At 69.8% G+C, this 14,532-nt stretch carries 17 protein-coding genes; 10 read left to right on the top strand and 7 right to left on the bottom strand.

The annotated features are described in order from the left end of the window. Positions 1–157: 157 nt before the first annotated feature. Positions 158–1,429 (top strand): chymotrypsin family serine protease, encoded by a 1,272-nt coding sequence (locus tag V1633_RS06275; protein ID WP_331213227.1) that lies wholly within the window; start codon positions 158–160, stop codon positions 1,427–1,429. An 86-nt stretch (positions 1,430–1,515) separates the two neighbouring features. Next, positions 1,516–1,968, top strand: coding sequence for a hypothetical protein (locus V1633_RS06270; protein WP_331213226.1), 453 nt, complete (start codon positions 1,516–1,518; stop codon positions 1,966–1,968). Positions 1,969–2,056: 88 nt separating this feature from the next. Here V1633_RS06270 and V1633_RS06265 read toward each other — a convergent pair whose 3' ends face one another. Both V1633_RS06265 and V1633_RS06260 read right to left on the bottom strand, forming a co-directional pair. Beyond that, positions 2,057–2,950: a hypothetical protein gene (locus V1633_RS06265; protein WP_331213225.1), complete on the bottom strand. Its 894-nt coding sequence runs from the start codon at positions 2,948–2,950 to the stop codon at positions 2,057–2,059. Continuing rightward, the gene (locus V1633_RS06260; RefSeq protein ID WP_331213224.1) at positions 2,950–3,501 is read right to left on the bottom strand and encodes a SigE family RNA polymerase sigma factor; all 552 of its coding nucleotides are present in this window, start codon (positions 3,499–3,501) and stop codon (positions 2,950–2,952) included. The genes V1633_RS06265 and V1633_RS06260 overlap by 1 nt, the downstream gene beginning before the upstream one ends. Before the next feature lie 166 nt (positions 3,502–3,667). On the opposite strand from V1633_RS06260, the gene V1633_RS06255 reads away from it, so the two are divergent. Together V1633_RS06255 and V1633_RS06250 are read left to right on the top strand one after the other, a co-directional pair. Next, positions 3,668–3,913 carry a hypothetical protein gene (locus V1633_RS06255; protein ID WP_331213223.1) on the top strand — a complete coding sequence of 82 codons (246 nt, stop codon included), beginning with the start codon at positions 3,668–3,670 and terminating at the stop codon, positions 3,911–3,913. A 122-nt stretch (positions 3,914–4,035) separates the two neighbouring features. Continuing rightward, positions 4,036–4,764: a hypothetical protein gene (locus V1633_RS06250; RefSeq protein WP_331213222.1), complete on the top strand. Its 729-nt coding sequence runs from the start codon at positions 4,036–4,038 to the stop codon at positions 4,762–4,764. Positions 4,765–4,896: 132 nt separating this feature from the next. On the opposite strand, the gene V1633_RS06245 is transcribed toward V1633_RS06250, so the two are convergent. Next, the gene (locus V1633_RS06245; protein WP_331213221.1) at positions 4,897–5,355 is read right to left on the bottom strand and encodes a cellulose binding domain-containing protein; all 459 of its coding nucleotides are present in this window, start codon (positions 5,353–5,355) and stop codon (positions 4,897–4,899) included. A gap of 203 nt (positions 5,356–5,558) precedes the next feature. Here V1633_RS06245 and V1633_RS06240 point away from each other — a divergent pair, with 203 nt between their 5' ends. After that, positions 5,559–6,749: a DUF4241 domain-containing protein gene (locus tag V1633_RS06240; protein ID WP_331213220.1), complete on the top strand. Its 1,191-nt coding sequence runs from the start codon at positions 5,559–5,561 to the stop codon at positions 6,747–6,749. Positions 6,750–6,792: 43 nt separating this feature from the next. Here V1633_RS06240 and V1633_RS06235 read toward each other — a convergent pair whose 3' ends face one another. Beyond that, positions 6,793–7,338, bottom strand: coding sequence for a PadR family transcriptional regulator (locus tag V1633_RS06235; protein WP_331213219.1), 546 nt, complete (start codon positions 7,336–7,338; stop codon positions 6,793–6,795). Positions 7,339–7,400: 62 nt separating this feature from the next. Between V1633_RS06235 and V1633_RS06230 the strand changes: the two genes are divergently transcribed. Then, positions 7,401–8,543 carry a serine hydrolase domain-containing protein gene (locus V1633_RS06230; RefSeq protein ID WP_331213218.1) on the top strand — a complete coding sequence of 381 codons (1,143 nt, stop codon included), beginning with the start codon at positions 7,401–7,403 and terminating at the stop codon, positions 8,541–8,543. A gap of 318 nt (positions 8,544–8,861) precedes the next feature. Next, the gene (cpt, locus tag V1633_RS06225) at positions 8,862–9,395 is read left to right on the top strand and encodes a chloramphenicol phosphotransferase CPT (protein ID WP_331213217.1); all 534 of its coding nucleotides are present in this window, start codon (positions 8,862–8,864) and stop codon (positions 9,393–9,395) included. Positions 9,396–9,434: 39 nt separating this feature from the next. Here the strand turns inward: cpt and V1633_RS06220 are convergent, their stop codons facing one another. From V1633_RS06220 to V1633_RS06210, 3 genes are all read right to left on the bottom strand, one after another. Beyond that, the gene (locus tag V1633_RS06220; protein ID WP_331213216.1) at positions 9,435–10,139 is read right to left on the bottom strand and encodes a hypothetical protein; all 705 of its coding nucleotides are present in this window, start codon (positions 10,137–10,139) and stop codon (positions 9,435–9,437) included. Between the two features lie 157 nt (positions 10,140–10,296). Then, complete coding sequence (locus V1633_RS06215) at positions 10,297–11,613, bottom strand: PH domain-containing protein (RefSeq protein ID WP_331213215.1); 1,317 nt, start codon at positions 11,611–11,613, stop codon at positions 10,297–10,299. Beyond that, a complete protein-coding gene (locus V1633_RS06210; protein WP_331213214.1) occupies positions 11,613–11,957 on the bottom strand; it encodes a PadR family transcriptional regulator in 345 nt (114 codons plus the stop codon). The genes V1633_RS06215 and V1633_RS06210 overlap by 1 nt, the downstream gene beginning before the upstream one ends. 298 nt (positions 11,958–12,255) lie before the next feature. Between V1633_RS06210 and V1633_RS06205 the strand changes: the two genes are divergently transcribed. The 3 genes from V1633_RS06205 (at position 12,256) to V1633_RS06195 (ending at position 14,394) form a co-directional block, all read left to right on the top strand. After that, a complete protein-coding gene (locus V1633_RS06205; RefSeq protein WP_331213213.1) occupies positions 12,256–13,299 on the top strand; it encodes an endonuclease/exonuclease/phosphatase family protein in 1,044 nt (347 codons plus the stop codon). Positions 13,300–13,477: 178 nt separating this feature from the next. After that, a complete protein-coding gene (locus V1633_RS06200; RefSeq protein ID WP_331213212.1) occupies positions 13,478–13,801 on the top strand; it encodes a DMT family transporter in 324 nt (107 codons plus the stop codon). Then, the gene (locus V1633_RS06195) at positions 13,798–14,394 is read left to right on the top strand and encodes a TetR/AcrR family transcriptional regulator (protein ID WP_331213211.1); all 597 of its coding nucleotides are present in this window, start codon (positions 13,798–13,800) and stop codon (positions 14,392–14,394) included. The genes V1633_RS06200 and V1633_RS06195 overlap by 4 nt, the downstream gene beginning before the upstream one ends. The last annotated feature ends 138 nt before the right edge of the window (positions 14,395–14,532 follow it).

Here is a 14,532-nt window from a genome sequence, read left to right as displayed (position 1 = left end):
AAGTAGATCACATTTCTCGGCAATATACCAACCAAGTAGCATCCCTAACAGAAAACCCGGCCACCTGATTGACCGGCAGGGATGTCATGGACTCGAAGCGAATCATCTGGTCGACCGCAGATAGGGCTGGGTTTCCGCCGCACCAATCGAGCAATCCATGACTGATCTGCCATCACTTCTCTGGGGGAGGTTGGCGGTGTTACCAACGATGGGCAGGCGCACAGTTGCCGCACTCGGGGCATCGATCGTGGTCGGCGCCGTACTCGTCGCGCCGCAGCCGGCTTCGGCAGATCCCGAAGGTCGGCGAGTCTCGGAAAGGGGCCTCGACTTCGCGAAGACGACAGCAACACACGCCGTCGCCGACGCGGTCGCCACACTGGGCCGCACAAGCTACCGTGACGTCTTCAGCGGGGTCCGGGTCGACGAGGCGACCGGCAAGGTCACGCTCTATGCCACCGATGCGAAGCGGGCCAGCACCATGGTCGCGAGCGGGCTCGCCAAGGTGTCGGCCGCCGACCGGGCGGCCACCGACATTCAGGTGGTGAGCAGCCGATACTCGCGGGTCGAGATGGAGGAGGCCGCCAAACGGATCTGGGCGGCGGAGAAACACCAGGCGGCCACCGGAATCGAGGTCCACTCGATCGTCCTACCGGGGGACGGGCGTGGTCTGGAGGTACGGACAAACGCACCGGAGAAAGCCGGAGTCCTTTCCAGGACGTTGGCGGATGGAAGCGCTCTGGCCGCTGCCGACATCACCTACGTGGCTGGTAGCCCGGTCCGGCGCGTCAGCCGGGAAAACCCGGCCCCGCCCTACCCGGGTGGCATCCCGATCAGGTACGACTGGGGCCTGTCGGGATGGGACTGCAGCGCGGCCTTTGGCGTGCGCAACTCGTCCGGCACCGAGTATCTGATGACCGCCGAGCACTGCTACGACGTCGGTGACGGCATCGAAGATATGGATGGTGGCGGCGTTGGCACCGTACGAACCGAGAACAACCAGTACGACGCGGCGCTGATCCAGACGGACAGCCAGTCCGGTGTCTGGGTCAACGACGACTACATGTTCAACGTCCGGTCGCAACAGTTCTCCTACAATGGCGAGTACGTCTGCCAGAGTGGTTACACCAGTTACCCCAACCGATGCCAGATCCAGGTGACCAACGACTACATCCAATATGACTTCGATGACGGCAAGGGAACCCGCGTCGGTGTCGAAGGACGGCAGTGTGCCGGTTGCCCCTCAGTAGCCCACGGTGACAGCGGCGGACCGGTCTGGTCGATCAGGTCGTCCGACGGATACGTGGCCGCCCGAGGAATCGTCAGCGGCGGACACACTCCGGTCGAGCAGGACGTCTCCTACGAGTACATCCTCTTCACCGAGGTGCCGTTCGCAGTCTCGGCGCTTGGTGTGTCCATCCAGACCTCGTAGCCTCGTTGCGGGGGCGGCGTGGTGGACGTCTGGCCACCACGCCGCCGATCCGCGAAAGACCGACCGCCGGAAAGGGAGTGCCGAGCGTGAACGTCAAGATGATCACCCTCGCGACGGTGTGCCTGGCAGCCGCGCTGGCCGCCCTGTCGGTGCTGCTCTTTCCCTGGGCGGAGTACGGCAACATCGACGTACCTCTGCGCCGGCTACCGAACTGGGGCGTACATCTGGGCGGCGCCCTGATCTTCTACGCGGCTCTGACGTGGCTGCTGGTCACGCCGTCGAACCGGCGCGGGCCGCAACTCGTCGTGACCGCGGGTGCCGCCGTGGTCGCGTGGGCGACCACGGCGATCGTGGCACTCGGCTACGACAACGCGTCGGCGATCTTTCCTGGCGCGGTCCCGATGGTCGTTCCCCACCTGGGTCTCGGTCCTTTCGTCGCGGCGCTGGCGGTGCTGGTCGGCCTCGTCTCGGCCGGCACATCCGCGATTCGACGCCGCCAGATGGTCGGGGCCGCCGGGAGTTCTCCCCCGGCCCGATAGAGGCGAGGTGCCGCTCCGGGCGGGCACCGTCCTCTTTCGGCAGGCGACCACGACGATCCAGCCGACCACCGCAACCCTGGTGACGCTGCTACCTCGGGGCGTCCGGGGACGGGCAGGTCGGTATCGGGGCGGTGGATGGGCTGGCCTGATCGTCCGGCGGGCCGGAACCGTCTCTCGTATGCACGCTGCCGCCGACGCCCAGGCCACCGGTAATGCTGTGCTGTGGCTGCCCGACAGCGTCGTACGCGGTGAGTGTCACCTGTTCCGGGCCCTCGTAGAACTCCGGAACCGTGTGCCGCTCCGGCGGCAGCGGGGTGGCCCGGCGCTGGACCCAGAAGAGAGTCCAGCCGGTGGCGGCGTTCCGGGAGGTCTCGGCCGCCGTCGCGGCCCCCTCGGAGGCGACCGTGATGCGGTGCGCCGTCCTGGTGTAGAACCCGACGTCGAGGACGGTGTTCGGCCCGAGTTCAAGTTGACTGCTGAAGAACTGACGGGGCGGATCGTCGGCCCGCTTCCCTGCCAGGTCCCCGCTAGGGTCGCGCACCTCCAGCGTCGTGTCCCACACCTCGACCGTGCCGGCCTGCTGATCGCGGAAAGCCACGACGAAGCCGGGCTCGTCGACGGTCCCGGTGAAGCCAATGAGGACGTCGTATCGGATGTTCCCGTTCGGTGCGTCGAAAACGGCACCGGTTTCGACCAGTGGCCCGAGGGCGTCCGCCTCGCCGATCGGATCATTCGGCGGGCTCGGACAGGGTGACGTCCAGGACGGCGGCCCGGCGACCTCAGAAGCCGGGCCCGCTCCGCTGACCGCCGTGACGGTGGAGACGGCACCGGCCACGACGGCGACAACGGCCGCGGCGACCACCGTCCGCCGTCGCGTCCGTATCCGGTGGGCGCGGCGACGGATCAGGTCCGGCGGAATGTGTACGGCGAGGTCCGTGGTTTCGGCGTCGAGCGCGTGGCGCAGGTCGTGGATGTCTCGCATCAGGACTCCCGGGGTCGCGTCGGGGCACCCACCCGCAACGGTAGGTCGGATGACCTCGACGATTCGACGAGATCAGGAGAAACCCGCAGCTTGGCGAGCGCGCGGGCGTTGGTGCTCTTCACCGTGCCGAGCGAGACGCCCAGCTCGACGGCGGTGTCCTGCTCGGTGAGGTCGAGGAAGTAGCGCAACACCACCACGGCCCGTTCCCGGCGGGTGAGTTGCCGCAGCGCACGCAACACACTGTCCTGCTGCGCGAGCCGGCCACCGTGGTCCATGGCGTCGGAAACGTCCGGCACCTGGCCGGTGAGCGTTTCGCGTCGGCGCCGCAGCCGACGCCACCAGTCGGTGTGCAGATTGATCATGGTGCGGCGGGCGTACCCGAAGCCGTCTCCGGGCCGTATTCGGTGCCAGGACAGGTAGACCCGGGCGAGCACCTCGGCGACCAGATCCTCCGCACGGGTGCGGTCCCCGCCGGTGAGCAGGCACCCTACCCGGTAGAGCCGGTGGGAGCAGGCGCGGACGAAGTCGTCAAAACTTTCCGGTTCCGGCATTGGCCAACCCTTCGTTGGTGTCTCTCCACGTACGAACCGGAGATCTGGAAAGGTTGCGTCGACGGCTCGGCGCCTCGGGTCGGCGGCGGTCTGTCCCAGCGGCCGGTACCCGTACGCGTTCGGGTCGTCCTCCACCGGACCGGTGTGCCGGGCGTAACCTCGGCTCATGGATGCCCTCCTGCCGGTCCTGGTGCTCGCCGCCACGCTGGTCGCGATCCTGGCCGGGCTCACCTGGCTGGGAATCCGGGTACGACGCCGGGGCGCGGGCGGCGACGTCATGGGGCCGTTCGAGGAGATCTGGCATCCGGCGGCCCACCGGTACCGTGCGGAGATCCGGGTGCACGAGGAACGGATGGTGCCGACGCCGTCGCCCGGTGACCTGGACAGTCGGCAGCGTGGCATCCGCCGCTGACAAAAGTCGCCGCCGGGTTCGAGACCTGTCGGATAGCATCCGCGTGATTTCCGGCGGAGAGGAAGCCCGTGCAGACAGGTGCTCTGAGGTCAACGGCGTCGGGCCTCGTCCTCGTCACCGCGATGAGCCTCTCGGTCGCGGGCTGCGGCATCGGCGGGATACCTCTCGCCAGGTCGACGCAGCCCGAGGCGACCTCCACGCCGATGGCGAGCCAGTTCAGCCCGGTGGAGAAGTTGGCGGACGCGGCGGCGAAGACGAACCAGGGCCCCGTCACCGTCGTCATGCGGGCCCCTGGGATCAGGACCGAAGCCAGGATGGATCCCGACGGTAGGAAAGCCAGGACGACCATCGCCATGGAGGACGCGACGGGCGGCCCCCTCAGGGTCGAGGTGATCCAGATCGACTCCGACCTGTATCTGCGGCTGCCCGACGTACCCGGTCCGTCGATCTGGATGCACAGCGACGTCGCGAACCTTCCACCGGGCAGCACGCTTCGCATGCTGGGCGGGAGCGACCACAGCCGCGCCGCCGACCTCGCCAACTGCGTTGTCAGTGCGGAACGGAAGGGCGGGCACGATTTCACGGGCCTGCTGGACCTCACCCGTTCACGCAACATCACTCGTGAGCTGCTCACCGAGCTCGGCCCGAAGGCCAGGGCCATTCCGTTCAGCGCCCGCACGAGTACCGACGGCAGCCTGTACGAATTCACCATCGACATAGCGAGCGTGCTGCCGGCCTACGACGAGATCAGGTACGCCTACAGCAGGATGGACGGAGTGGACGTCGAGCGTCCGGACGCCTCCCAGGTTACCGAGCTACCCGGATCCATGACCGACCGCTTCGACGTGTGACCAGCCCGGCCTCCCACCGTCGCCGTGCGCCACGCTGCCGTACGGCTTATCCCGCGGCCGTGGCGTCGACTGGGTATCGACCGTTCGAAGACGTTTCCAGCCCGACGTAGGTTGCCACGACGGACGTCGAATTCAGACCAGCTGGCAGGAGTACGCGTTCGGCGTCGCCGTCGTGACGCCGGCCGGGTTCGCCGGCCGACCGATCACCTGGAAGGTTACCGACTGACCAGGGTTGATCACCGCGATCGAGGTCGCCGGGGTGAAGGCGTACGCGCTGTTCGGGGTGATGTGTGCGTTCACCGCCTGGTCGACCACCGATCCGCTCGGCCACGACGCCGGTACCCACCACATGCCGTTGAGCGTGACGGTGCCGGTGTTGGTCACCCGGAACTCGCCGGTGAAGCGGGCGGGCTGACTGCCGGACGCCGGCTGGACCTGGAGCACCTGGTAGGAGGCGGAGCAGCTTTCGGCGGCCGCCCGCGCCGGCAGGGCCGGAGCCAACGCGGCCAGGCTTCCGGTCAGGGCGGCGGCAACCGTCGCGACACGACGCGAGCGGACAGATCGGACGGTACGGACCGACGAGACAGGCATGGTTCCTCCTTCAGGTCGCTCATCCCCAATGAGCGGACGGTCGGGAACGGACATCGGGCGTCGAAACGTTTCCCGCCGTCGGCAGAAACGACGCCCACGTCAGACAGTCAACCATGGATGTCGATGTCTTGGAGTCCTCCTCAGCCCGCCCGGACGAGGAGTCGTACCACCGACGTCGGCGGGGGCGCCTATGATCGCCGGCCATGACCCTGATGCTCGCGGCGGTGTACGCCGACGGCTGGGACGATGCGGTCGTCAACCCCCTGACCCGTACGGCGGCCGAGGCGCGGGACGCCGCAGGTGAGCCGTACAGCGTCGTGCTGCTCCGCGACGGTCGACGGCACGCCGTCATCGACATCTCCTGGGTGGACGGGTACTGCCACGTCTCCCGTTACGACGAGGCCGACCGGCAGATCTCCCGCCATGAACTGCGCCGCACCCCGGACGGGGACCTGTTCCTCCGCCGGGCGCGGACCTGGGTCGGCCCGCCGGACGTCGGCGTACACGAGTTTCCGCACGTCGCGGCCCGGCACAGCACCACCTACCGGCTCGCCGGCGGACGCACCGACATCGACGAGCCGCAGGGCGACCGTGGCTCCCGGAGCGACACCAGCTCCGCCGAGTTCCCGCCCCGGCTGCCGGTTCCGGCCTTCGGCCGGTGGCGGGACCTGCTCGCCCTCGTCGGCGACGGCGACTGCGAGATCGTCGAAGCGGACGGACACTCTCTGCCGGTACGCAGCGCCACCGTCCCGCCGTGGCAGCCGCCCCGACCGCTGACGCCGGACGATGTCGAGGAGTTGTTCCGCGCCGGCACCGAGCGGCCGATCGACGACCGGCGGATGCGGCTCTCCACCCACTCCGCCGGGACCCTGCGCCTGCCGTCCGGCCGGCTGGTCGCGACCGATCCGGGCTGGCTCAAGTACGACAACGTGCCGTTCACCGTCACCGTGCCGCCCGGCGACTATCCGGTGACGATCAGCCTCGCCACCTTCGTCGACGAACCCGACCACCGTCGGGTCGCCGCCGCCCGGCTCGACATCACCGACCGTCCGGTGGTCGGCTGGGAGCTGGCGCTGCGCGACGGCCAGGAACCGCTCGACCTGGGAGCCGGAGAGTTCTTCGGCTTCGGGGTGGACGCCGGCTTGGCCTGCTTCGCCGATGCCGGGACGTACGACCGGATCCCGGACCTGAAGTCCCACCTCGACGCCATGATCGAGCCCCGGTACCGGGTCATCGGCGACGGCGAACTGGTGGCCTGGTCCAGTGGCTGGGGTGACGGGGCCTACCCGACCTGGATCGGCCGGGACGCGGACGGCGACGTCGTCTGCTTCGTCGCCGACATGCTGCTGTTCTACGAAGGCGAGGACGAAGAGGGCGAGGACGAAGAGGACTAGGACGGCTAGGACGACCGGGTCGACGGGTGGGAAGCCGCGTGGGTCAGTGTGAGTCGCTCGGCGGCGCGTGCCGGTCGATGTGGTCGCGGAACCAGTCGAGCGTGAAGCGGTGTGCCGCGATGCCGTAGTCGAGCGTCGCGTGCTGGTGGGTGGCGAGGTCCCGGTGCTTCTTGGGGATGTCCAGGGTCTTGAGGTGCTTGTCGAGGGCCGAGAGCCGGGCGAGGTCGGCCTCGATGCGCGCCGTGATGCGGCGCAGCACCGGTACGCGGTCGACCGGCTCCAGCAGACCGAGGAAGTAGAGCCTGGACAGCGCGGCGGTCTCCAGATCGGGTCCGGTCAGCTCCGCTGTCATCCACGCGTGGAACTCCTGCCGACCAGCGTCGGTGACCCGGTACACCGTCCGCCCCCGGCCGCCGGCTTCGACGCTGGCGACCTCGATGAACCCCCGTGCGAGCAGGGTGTTCAGCGCCCGCTTGATGCTGCCGGAGCTGGCGCTGTAGAAGAGCGCGACGCCGGCCTCGAAGCCCTTGATGAGGTCGTAGAAGCTCTGCGGGGCGATCAGAAGCAGACCGAGGATGACATGGGCCACCGGCCGAGTCTAGACTTCATGTCTCGTAGACATGTCTCATAGACAGGTTGGGGTTATCTCACGTGAGGCCACCGCTCGCCACGACCCCCGCGCACGACAACGACGTCCCCGCCGCGGTCGACGCGCGGCTGACGGGCCTGCTGGAGAAGCTCGTCGCAGGACGCGGCGTGCACCACGTCAACCTCGCCGTCACGAGCGGCACCGGCCAACAGCGCTGGTCCGCCGCCTCCGGCCGGGCCGGTGCCGACGACCACCCGGTACGTCCCGACACCCCGTTCTTCATCGCGAGCGTCACCAAACGTTTCATCATCACGCTGGTGCTACAGGCGCACGAGCGTGGCGAACTCGAACTGGCCGCACCGATCAGCAGCTATCTGCCGGCGGAAACGATCACCGGACTCCACGTCCTCAGGGGAATCGACCGGACCTCCGCGATCACGGTGCGCCACCTCGCGAGTCACACCTCCGGGCTGCCCGACCAGTTCGAGAAGCGCCACGCGGGCCCCAGCCTGTACGAGCGCCTCGCCGCCGGTCAGGATCTGGCCTGGACCTTCGAGGACACCATCCGGACCACGCGCGAGCAGCAGCGCCCGCACTTCGCGCCACAGGACCTCGCCGCCGCCCGGCAGAAGGCCCGCTACTCCGACACCGGCTTCCAGCTGCTCATCCGCGTCCTGGAGACGGTGACCGGGCGCTCGTTCGCCGAGCTGCTGACCGAACGGATCCTCGGTCCACTCGGCCTGACCCACACCTGGCTCCCCGGACATCGCCCGCCGGATCCGGCTACCCCGACGCCCTCGCCGCTCTACGCGAAACAGCGTCGCGTGGAGCTGACCTCGATGGTCGAGTCCTGCAACGACCTGTTCAGCACCACCGGCGATCTCCTCACCTTTCAGCGAGCGCTGCTCGGCGGCGAACTCGTCGACGACGCCCGCTCGCTGGAGCTGCTCACCGAGCGACGCAACCGGCTACGCAACATCCCCATCCTGCGGTACGGACTGGGCACCATGTTCTTCACAGTCGGTCGGCTGATGTCATCGGGGCGCACCCCGGTCACGCTCGTCGGCCACTCGGGTGCCACCGGGACCTGGCTCTTCCACTGTCCCGAACTCGACCTGCACCTGGCTGGCACCGTCGACCAGACCAGGGGGCAGGCGATCCCCTTCCGGCTCATGGCGAGATTACTGAGCATCTGGCGAACGTGACGGCGAAGAACGCTCCCGGGTCGACAACGGGGCGACCTGCTGTGGACCGAACTGTTCCCGGCCAGGAGCTCCGGCACGTGGTCCTCGCTGAACCGGCCGGGTACCAGAGGGTGGTCCGGTGGGGCGTCGGCACCAGCGGAGCCACGACTCCCGAGGGGCGCTCGCCGCGCTCGGCATCCCCACCGCCGGACGCGACCTCCGGCTCCGGATCAACTACCGGAGTACGTCAGCGCGGTCCGGCAGCGGGTCGTGTTCGCGTCGAGGGGACGTCCGCCGGCAATGCGTCTTCGCAGGTCCCTGGGGCTTTACAGTGACCTGGTGGCAGTTCAGGTGATCATGCTGAATGGCGGCTCAAGCTCGGGCAAGTCGGGGATCGCCCGCTGCCTGCAGGCGATCCTGCCGGACCCGTGGCTCGTGCTCGGGATCGACACCCTGATCAGGGTCATCCCTCCGGCCATGCGGACGACACGCGAGGGAGTGGTGGTCGACCCGGATGGTGTGGTCCAGGTCGGCCCGCAGTTCGAGGCGGCCGAGGCGGCCTGGAGGGCGGGCATCGCGGCGATGGCCCGGGCCGGTGCCCGGGTCATCAGCGACGACGTCTTCCTGACCGGGGCGGTGTACCAGCAGCGGTGGCGGCAGGCTCTCGCCGGACTCGACGTTCTCTGGGTCGGCGTCAGGTGTGCGAGCGAGGTCGCCGTGGGCCGCGAGATCGCCCGGGGAGATCGACCCCGCGGGATGGCCACGTCCGAGGCGGAGACGGTCCACCGGGGCGTCGTCTACGACCTGGAACTGGACACCACACACTCCGAGTCCCTGGACTGTGCACGGGTGGTCGCCGCACGCCTCGGGTGATGCGGGCGGTCCGACCAGCCTGCCCGGCGGGTCGACGGATCAGACGTCCCGGGCCGGCTGACCGAGCCGGCAGGCGGCCAGTGCCACCCGTACGGGCTGGCGGCCGTTGAAATGGAAGCGGACGAGTTCGGCGGCCGTCACCTCGACGGTTCCCAGGGACAGCTGCCGCCGCGCCGCCACCCACTCGACCAGGGCGGTCGGGTCAGCTACCGGCCCGGCGAAGTGCACCAGCGTCGCGTACCAGATGTTCCGATTGAAGTCAGCCTCGAACCAGTCGTCGTCACCCAACTCGTCGCCGAGCCGCGACGCGAACTCGTCGGCCGTGGGGTCGACCGGATACGCGCAGGTCATCACCCCGGAAGGGGTGAGCGTCAGGCCGCGCAGCGCGAACCCGATCGGCGGAAGGTCCCGGGCTGCGCGCGCCAGGGCGGCTCCGGACCGGGCGACCAGGGGATCACCCGCCGGCAGCGGCGACCGGTGTGCCTCGATCGCCCGCACGGTGAGGTGCACCGCCTCCGGGGCTCCGGTCGGCCAGTGGGCGGGGCCGGCGACCCGGAGGGCCTCGTCGGCGATCGCGGCCATCCGGGCCTCGCTCGCGCCGTCCGGGCGCAGCACCACGGAGAGTCCCCAGCGCCCACCGTTGACCGGCGGCGAGTCCCGGTGGTGGCTGCCGGCCAACACGGCCGCGCGCCCGCGCTCGAACAGACTGTCGAAGGTCGCCGTCCACCGCGATTCGTCGGTCACGGCCGCTGAGACGGCTCTCCTGGTTGATCTCACCAAACGCACGGTACCGGCCGGCCGCCGCGCGGCCCACCAGCAGGAACCGCTCGACAGGTGACAAGACCCCGAGCGGCTCGCCGCCGACGAGACCGCGGAGCGATTCACTGCCCCCGGGGACAGGTCAGCTCGTCGGCGGGACCGGGCCGTCGGGGGGATGGGCGCGCGGTGGCCGCCGGTCGAGCCACGGCCGCCGGACGGTACGCCGCCCCCTCGCGGCCTCCTGGGCTGCCGCGCCTGATCGACGCCGCACCGGTACCGGGCGGCGGGACGGGCGCGAACCGGCACCGGCGTCGTCCGTGACCGGCGGCCCGGGCTGCTGTGGCAGCGCCGTGGCGAGCGTCCGTACGGCGGTGACCAGGAGTTGCACGTTCTCGGTGAGTGTGTCGAGGTGCCGGGCGAGGCGGTCCTCGGTGGCACCGTCGCTCCGCACCGGCTGACGCGGCGCCGGAATCCGTACCTCGGCACCGGTGGGCGCCGGCCGCTCGGCGGCGCCGGCCACCCAGTCCAGTTCGGCGAGCAGTCCCTCGTCGATCAACGGCCCCTCGGTGACCGGGAGGCCGTCCGGGCGCGGCGAATCCGCCCAGTCCTCGTAGGCGTCCCTCCCGAGCCGGGCCTCGACCGCCTGCGGCTCGTACATCTCCTCGACGATCCGCAGGTAGAGCTCGTTCGGGTGGGGCAGGTCGCGGATCCGTCGCAGCGGCTTGCGCCAGCCGTCCGTCTGGTTCTCGAAGGTGCCGTAGTTCAGCAGTCGGCCGAGCGGCGACTGGACGTACCGCAGGTCGGTGACGCGCAGCAGCGGCAGCATCTCGACCTTGCGGCGGAGCACGCCGCGCATCGACATCAGCCGCTTGTTGGTCAACGTCAGCCGGTCGAAGTACCAGCGTGGGAACTGCCACAGGAGCAGCAGCACGGTGATCACGACGACCCAGACGGTCAGGTCGTCGACGTACTGGGGTTTGATCCGCACCCGGACGGCCCAGACGCCGAGCACCCCGTACGTGAGCACGATGCCGGCGGACTTGACGAGACTGATCCAGTGTCGCCGCCACTCGCCCCGGTAGCGTTCCGTGGGGAAGAGGTACTGCGCCACCATCGCCGTCGGCTCGTCCTCCAACGGCAGGACCCGACGCGGGCCGATGGGCAGCTCGGACACCGGGTCCCCGGCGGCCGTCGTCTCCGGCCGGATCAGGCGCCGGAGCCGGAACAGCAGCGCCGAGGAGACGAAGCCGAGCCCGGTGACGAGCTTGGAGAGCTTTCCCGGACGTACGTTGATCAGCGCCTTGAGTTCCTCCGCGCGGATCTCCGCCTGTGCCGTCCCGTTGTACTGGAGCCGGGCGGACCAGCCCACGAAGAGTCGAGCCAGCCAGGGTGAGAGTTCGGTGGTTTCGTTGACGACAAGACCGAGAACAACGCCGAGGAAGATCTCGATCCCGGTCATCAGCGCTCCGCCAGGCGCCGGGTCATCAGGCCGAACCGGGGCCGCAGCCGCGACGCCGTCGGACGGGACTGGGCACGTACCCGGGAACGCGCAGCCTCCACCCGGTCGGCGACGATCCGGTAGTAGCGTTTCCGGGGCCGGTCCTCGCCGGGTGCCAGGGTTTCCCACCTGGACTCGACCCAGCCCCACTCCTCGAGCCGGTCGAGCGAGCGGTAGACGGCGGGGCCGGAACGCCCCACCGCCTTCATGATCAGCCAGCCGTGTACGTCGATGTTCCGTTCGAAGCCGTCCAGCAGAACGTCCAGCACGCTCAGTGTCGTGCGGTCGATCTGCGGCCCGTCCACTCCGCCATCGTACGGCCGGCCGTCCAGTCTGGAACAGGGTGCGTACCTGCCCGAATAGACAGACCGACATGCCGTCGGGGGGGCCGGCGGGGTACGAACGACACGGCCCGCCGACCGATCCGGATAGTGCGCCGGCTCGTCTCCCCCGGGTGTCATTTTCCTGGCTAAACAACCGCCGATTCCAGGCTACGGTCATCGTTGCTCAGCGGGTCGGCGCGGTGTTCGCGCAGGTCGAGGAGCACCGCCGGAGCCAACGTGTGCCACCGGCTCCGGCCTGGAACCGCCGCGAGGAGAAGCCATGACCCGACGTTTCCGCACCCTGCTCGCCGCCGTGGCGGTGGTCGCCACCGCACTCGGTCCGGCGACGCCGGTACAGGCGGACAATCCACGGCGTCTGACGGTCGCGACGTACAACGTCTACCAGGGCGCGGACCTGACCGTCCTGTTCACCGCCCCGACCCTGCCGGAACTCGTCGAACGGGCCGGGCTCGCCTACCAGCAGGTGGTCGCCACCGACTTCCCGGCCCGGGCCCGGGCCATCGCGCGGCTGCTCGCGAAGACCCGTCCGGACGTGCTCGGCCTGCAGGAGGTGGCACTGTGGAAGAAGGGCCCACTCGACGGCCCGCTCCAGGTCAGCTACGACTTCCTGGACATCCTGCTCCGGGAGCTACGGGCGGTCGGACTCCGCTACCGCACCGCCGCGACCGTCACCATGTTCACCGGAACCCTGCCGATCAGTGCCACCGAGCAGGCGAGCTTCTCCGACCGGAACGCGCTCCTGGTACGGGACGGACTCCAGGTGAGCAGCCCGCAGTCACACCTGTACGACGCGAAGGTCGTGGTCGACACCCCGGCCGGCATCACCTTCAACATTCCGAGCGGCTGGATCGCCGTGGACGTCGGCGTCGACCGACGCGACCGGGTACGGCTGGTCACCACGCACCTGGACCCGTCGGCGGCGGCCGTCCGCGACGCCCAGGGCCGGGAGCTGTACGCCGCGCTGGCCGGTTCGCCGTACCCGGTCGTCGTCGCCGGTGACGTCAACTCGCCGCCCACCAACACGACCGGCCCGTACGGAAAATTCGTCACCGGTGGCTACCGCGACGCCTGGCGGGCGGTGCACGGCGCGCGGGACGGGTTCACCGCCACCCAGGATCCCGATCTCAGGAACCTGCCGTCCCTGTTGGACCAACGTGTCGACCACGTTTTTCACCGGCCGGGGCGGCTGGTGGCGGTCTCCGCCCAACTGGTCGGGGAAGCGGTGCGGGACCGTACCCCGACCGGCCTGTGGCCGTCCGACCACGCCGGTCTGGTGGTGACGCTCCGGAGGGTCGGCTGGTGACGGGTGGGACGGCGGCGAGGGCGGCGTCGGCGACCGCCGCGACGTCGTCGGAGGCCATCGGCCGCATCGGGGCCGAGCTGAGCCGGATCGTGTCGCCGTCAGCGCTGCCCAGGGCGCTCTCCAGGCATCCTCCGGTACCTTGGTACTTGTACATCTGTACAAGATGAGGAGGACGGCGATGGCGTACCTGTTCCTGGCGGTGGCCATCGGTGCCGAGGTCTTCGCCACCAGCATGATCAAGAGCACCGACGGCTTCAGCCGGCTCTGGCCGACCGTCGTCTGCCTCACCGGGTACGCGGTGTCCTTCGCCGCATTGTCCCAGGCGGTCAAGGCTGTTCCGGTGGGCGTCGCCTACGCCATCTGGTCCGGCCTCGGCACCGCCGCGATCGTCGCCATCGGCGCCGCCTTCCTCAACGAGCCGATCACCCCGATCAAGATCGTCGGAATCAGCCTCATCGTCGTCGGAGTGGTGACCCTCAACCTCGGTGGAGCGACCCATTGACCGGCGACCCCACCCCGGCCGCACGCCGCCGGTCCGGTGGTGGCCGGACCCAACGCACCCGTGACCCGCGGGCCCGCCGCGAAGCACTGGCCCGCGCGGTACTGGAGGTCGTCGCCGAGGTCGGCATCGGCCGGACCACCCACCGCGCCGTCGCCGCCCGGGCGGACCTGCCGCTCGGCGCGACCACCTACTACTTCCCCACCCTCGACGACTTGATCGCCGCCGGGCTGCGCCTCGCCACCGACCTGCTCGACGCCGAGCTGCGGTCCTGGTCCGACCGACTCGCCGCCGCACCGGACCCGGCCGCCGCGCTGGTCCAGCTCGTCGGGTCCTACCTGGCCGACCGACGACGGGCCCGGATCGAGTACGAGCTCTACCTCGCCGCCGCCCGCGACGTCGCCCTCCGACCGCTCGCCGAGACGTGGCTGCACGGATTCCGCGAGCTGTCCGAGAGGTACGTCGACGGCGCGGACCCCCGGGCGGTCGGCGCGCTGCTCGACGGCGCGATGCTGCAGGCGCTGGTGACCGGCACTGACCTCGACACTCCCGGCCTGACCGCCGCCATCCGCCGCCTCACCACCCCTCCCGGCTGAGTCGCGCGACGCGAACCGCCCACCGACCTGCTCCAACAACCAGGGTTGCGGCTGGCGGAGCGGGTGGGGCACGCTGTGCCGGGCCACGTCGACAGAAGTCGATCATCTGTCCGTGGTGGCGTACCGGAGACCGGGCCG

Source organism: Plantactinospora sonchi, from assembly GCF_036422035.1.
GTDB classification, from domain to species: domain Bacteria; phylum Actinomycetota; class Actinomycetes; order Mycobacteriales; family Micromonosporaceae; genus Plantactinospora; species Plantactinospora sonchi.
This window is presented reverse-complemented; position numbering and strand designations above follow the sequence as displayed.